The sequence below is a fragment of the Ideonella azotifigens genome (genome assembly GCF_006519715.1).
GTDB classification, from domain to species: domain Bacteria; phylum Pseudomonadota; class Gammaproteobacteria; order Burkholderiales; family Burkholderiaceae_C; genus Ideonella; species Ideonella azotifigens.
In genome coordinates this window covers 1-4,280 of sequence record NZ_VIDT01000493.1, presented here as the reverse complement: position 1 = coordinate 4,280, position 4,280 = coordinate 1, and the positions used below count along the sequence as shown (strand labels likewise).

4 protein-coding genes are annotated in these 4,280 nt (G+C 67.3%); all 4 read left to right on the top strand.

The window, feature by feature from the left end; all coding sequences use genetic code 11:
• On the top strand, positions 1-885 hold an 885-nt coding region (locus tag FKP22_RS22635), incomplete at its 5' end, for an ABC transporter permease (protein WP_141289940.1).
• 4 nt (positions 886-889) lie between these two features.
• The gene (locus FKP22_RS22630; RefSeq protein ID WP_141289939.1) at positions 890-1,720 is read left to right on the top strand and encodes an ABC transporter permease; all 831 of its coding nucleotides are present in this window, start codon (positions 890-892) and stop codon (positions 1,718-1,720) included.
• A 10-nt stretch (positions 1,721-1,730) separates the two neighbouring features.
• A complete protein-coding gene (gene speB / locus FKP22_RS22625; protein WP_141289938.1) occupies positions 1,731-2,681 on the top strand; it encodes an agmatinase in 951 nt (316 codons plus the stop codon).
• 110 nt (positions 2,682-2,791) lie between these two features.
• On the top strand, positions 2,792-4,279 hold the full coding sequence (locus tag FKP22_RS22620; RefSeq protein ID WP_141289937.1) for an NAD-dependent succinate-semialdehyde dehydrogenase: 1,488 nt from the start codon (positions 2,792-2,794) through the stop codon (positions 4,277-4,279).
• Position 4,280 lies beyond the last annotated feature (1 nt).

Genomic DNA, 4,280 nt, shown 5'->3' with positions numbered 1-4,280 from the left:
GCGCTGCCGCAGCTGCAACCCGCAGGCACCACGCCCACACCCGACGCGCTGCGCGAGCAGATGCTGGCGCTGGACCCGCGCTGGGGCGAGCTGCCGTACTGGCAGGCGATTGCCAAGAACGCCAGCCGCTGGACACCCGACTACCTGCTGACCTCGGTGGACCTGAAGCGCAAGGCCGAGGGCGGGCTGGAGCGCGTGGCGCCGGACCAGCGCGTGTTCTCGTCCATCCTGCTGCGCACCTTCCAGATCAGCGCGGTGGTGATGCTGTGCTGCCTGCTGCTGGGCTACCCGCTGGCCTACTGGCTCTCCACGCTGAATGCGCGCCAGGCCAATGTGCTGATGATCCTGGTGCTGGTGCCGTTCTGGACCAGCATCCTGGTGCGCGTGGCCGCATGGATCGTGCTGCTGCAGCGCGAGGGCCTGGTCAACAGTGCGCTGATGGGTGTTGGCGTGATTCAGGAACCTCTGGCGCTGTTGTTCAACCGCACCGGCGTGATCATCTCGATGACGCACATCCTGCTGCCCTTCATGATCCTGCCGCTGTACAGCGTGATGAAGTCGGTTTCGCCGACCTACCTGCGCGCGGCAGTCTCCCTGGGCAGCCCGCCGCTGGCCGCCTTCTTCCGTGTGTACGTGCCGCAGACGCTGCCAGGCGTGGGCGCGGGTGGGCTGCTGGTCTTCATCCTGGCCATTGGCTACTACGTGACGCCCGCGCTGCTGGGCGGCGCAGACGACCAGATGCTGAGCTACTACATCGCCCAGTACACCAACGTCGACATCAACTGGGGCATGGCCTGCGCGCTGGGCGCCATCCTGCTGACGGCCACGCTGGTGCTCTATGCGCTGTACCGCCGCGTGGTCAAGTCTGAACTGAGCCTGGGGTAACGGCATGAGTTTTTTCTCATTTCTTCGACCGCAATTCCCGGCCTACTTCACGCTGCTGGACAAGGCCGGCTGGTGGGCGCTGCGGCTGTTCAGCCTGGGCGTGCTGCTGTACCTGTTGCTGCCGATACTGGCGATCATGCCGCTGTCGTTCTCGGCGTCTTCGTTCCTGGCCTACCCGATGCCGGGCTGGTCGCTGCAGTGGTATCACAACCTCTTCACGTCCGATGAATGGGCGCGGGCGGCGAAAAATTCCTTCATCGTCGCGCCGGCCGCCACCGTCATCGCCACCACGCTGGGCACGCTCACCGCCGTGGGCCTGGCGCGCGCGAACTTCCCCGGCAAGGGCCTGCTGATGAGCGTGCTGATCGCGCCGATGGTCGTGCCCATCGTCGTCGTTGGCGTGGCCTGCTACTTGTTCTTCGCGCGCATCGGCCTGTCGGACACCTACGCCGGGCTGATCATCGTGCACGCGGCACTCGGCGCGCCGTTTGTCGTCACCACCGTGCTGGCCACGCTGCAGAACTTCAACCACAACCTGGTGCGCGCCTCGCTGAGCCTGGGCGCCGGGCCGCTGCAAACCTTCTTCCGCGTGACGCTGCCGGTCATCGCACCGGGCGTGATCTCGGGCGCGCTGTTCGCGTTTGCCACCTCGTTTGACGAGGTCGTCGTCACGCTGTTCATCGCCGGGCCTGACCAGGTGACGCTGCCGCGGCAGATGTTCACCGGCATCCGCGAGAACATCAACCCGACGATTGCCGCCGTGGCCACGCTGCTGATCCTGTTCACCACCGCGCTGATGGGCGCCTTGGAGTGGATGCGTGGCCGTCGAGCCTGAAAGCAAGACCATGAGCCGTGAACTGAACATGCCGCTGGGCGGCAACGAGATGCCGCGCTTCGGCGGGCCGGCCAGCATGATGCGGCTGCCGGTCGCCAGTTCGCCCGTCGGGCTGGACGCCGCCTTCATTGGCGTGCCGCTGGACATCGGCACCTCCAACCGTGCCGGTGCGCGCTTCGGCCCGCGGCAGATCCGCGCCGAGTCGTCGCTGATCCGGCCCTACAACATGGCCACCGGCGCCGCTCCGTTCGATGCGCTGCAGGTGGCGGATCTGGGCGACGTGCCGATCAACACCTACTCGCTGGAAAAGTCTGTCCCGATCATCACCGAGTTCTACCGGCCGGTGCTGGCGGCCGGCTGCATACCGCTGACCCTGGGCGGCGACCACACGATTGCGCTGCCCATCCTGCGCGCCGTGGCGGAGAAACACGGCCCGGTGGCGCTGATCCAAGTGGACGCGCACGCCGACGTCAACGACGACATGTTCGGCGAGCGCATTGCGCACGGCACACCCTTCCGCCGCGCGGTCGACGAAGGTCTGCTGCAGAACCACAAGGTCTGGCAGATCGGCCTGCGCGGCTCGGGCTACGCGGCAGACGACTTCGACTGGCCACGCCGGCAAGGCTTCACCATCGTGCCGGCGCACGAGGTATGGTGGCAGTCGCTCACGCCGCTGATGGCGCGCATTGGCGAAGCGATTGGCGACGCGCCCTGCTACCTCAGCTTCGACATCGACGGCATCGACCCGGCCTACGCCGGCGGCACCGGCACGCCGGAGATCGGCGGGCTCAACGTGCCGCAGGCACTGGAGATCATCCGCGGCTGCTTCGGCCTGAACCTGGTGGGCTGCGACCTGGTGGAGGTTTCACCGCCTTATGACACCAGCGGCAACACCTCGCTGCTGGGTGCCAACCTGCTCTACGAGATGCTGTGCGTGCTGCCGGGCGTGCCACGGCGGTGAGCCGCGCCGCCAGCCTCAAGCAACACGCAGACACGAAAGCACTGGCACGCGCGCTGTAGAGTCCGCGTCCTACCCTGCCGGCAGCGCGCCGGCCGATTCCGGAGATTTCCATGGACATGAGCCCCACGAGCAATTCCCCGCTGAACACCTTGCGCGACCCCAGCCTGCTGAAGAGCGACGCGCTGATCAATGGCGAATGGGCGCCCGCGCCTGGCCGTTTTGCGGTCAACGATCCGGCCACCGGCGCCTTGCTCGCCGAGGTGGCCAACCATGGCGCCGAATCGGCGCACCACGCCATCGTCGCGGCCAACCGCGCATGGCCGGCCTGGAAGGGCAAGACGGCCAAGGAACGTGCGGCCATCATGATGAAGTGGTTCCAGCTGCTGCACGCGAATGCAGACGACCTGGCCCGCATCATGACCGCCGAGCAAGGCAAGCCGCTGGCCGAAGCCAAGGGCGAGGTCACCTACGGCGCCAGCTTCATCGAGTGGTTTGCCGAGGAGTCCAAGCGGGTCTACGGCGAAACCGTGCAGACCACCGACGGCAACAAGCGCTACCTGGTCATCAAGCAGCCGGTGGGCGTGTGCGCGGCCATCACGCCGTGGAACTTCCCGATCGCGATGATCACCCGCAAGGTCGCGCCGGCGCTGGCTGCCGGCTGCACCGTGGTCATCAAGCCGGCCGAGGCCACGCCGCTGTCGGCCCTGGCAGTGGCCGAGCTGGCGCAGCGTGCCGGCATGCCGGCGGGCGTGCTGAACGTGCTGACGGCGGATGCAGAGCAGTCCATCGAAGTGGGCAAGGTGCTGTGCAGCAGCGACGTGGTGCGCCATCTGTCCTTCACCGGCTCGACCGAGGTCGGCCGCATCCTGGCCGCGCAGTGCGCGCCGACGGTCAAGGCGCTGTCGCTGGAACTCGGCGGCAACGCACCGTTCATCGTCTTCGACGACGCGGACCTGGACAGCGCGGTCGAAGGCGCGATGGCCAGCAAGTACCGCAACGCCGGCCAGACCTGCGTCTGCGCGAACCGCTTCTACGCGCAGGACGGCATCTACGACCGCTTCGTCGAAAAGCTGGCCGAGAAGGCCGCGGCAATGAAGGTGGGCAACGGCTTCGAGGCAGGCGTGGTTTTGGGCCCGCTGATCGACGACGCGGCGATTGCCAAGGTACAGGAACACGTGGCGGATGCCGTCGCCAAGGGCGCGCGCCTGGTGACCGGCGGCGAGCTGATCGAAGGCCGCTTCTACCAGCCCACGGTCCTGGCAGACGCCACCGCCGAGATGCGCTGCTCGCGCGAGGAGACCTTCGGTCCGGTGGCGCCGGTGTTCCGCTTCCAGACCGAGGCCGAAGCCATCGAGCTGGCGAACGCGACCGAGTTCGGCCTGGCCAGCTACTTCTACAGCCGCGACGTGGGCCGCATCTTCCGCGTGGGCGAGGCGCTGGAGTACGGCATGGTGGGCATCAACACCGGGCTGATCTCGACCGCCGAAGTGCCGTTTGGCGGCGTCAAGCAATCGGGCCTGGGCCGCGAAGGTGGCCGCCAGGGCATCGAGGACTATGTCGAGACCAAGTACCTGTGCCTGGGCGACATCCTGAAGTGAG

Coding starts and splice junctions, on each gene's coding strand:
- FKP22_RS22630 (WP_141289939.1), top strand. CDS start 890: ATGAGTTTTTTCTCATTTCTTCGACCGCAATTCCCGGCCTACTTCACG.
- speB (WP_141289938.1), top strand. CDS start 1,731: ATGAGCCGTGAACTGAACATGCCGCTGGGCGGCAACGAGATGCCGCGC.
- FKP22_RS22620 (WP_141289937.1), top strand. CDS start 2,792: ATGGACATGAGCCCCACGAGCAATTCCCCGCTGAACACCTTGCGCGAC.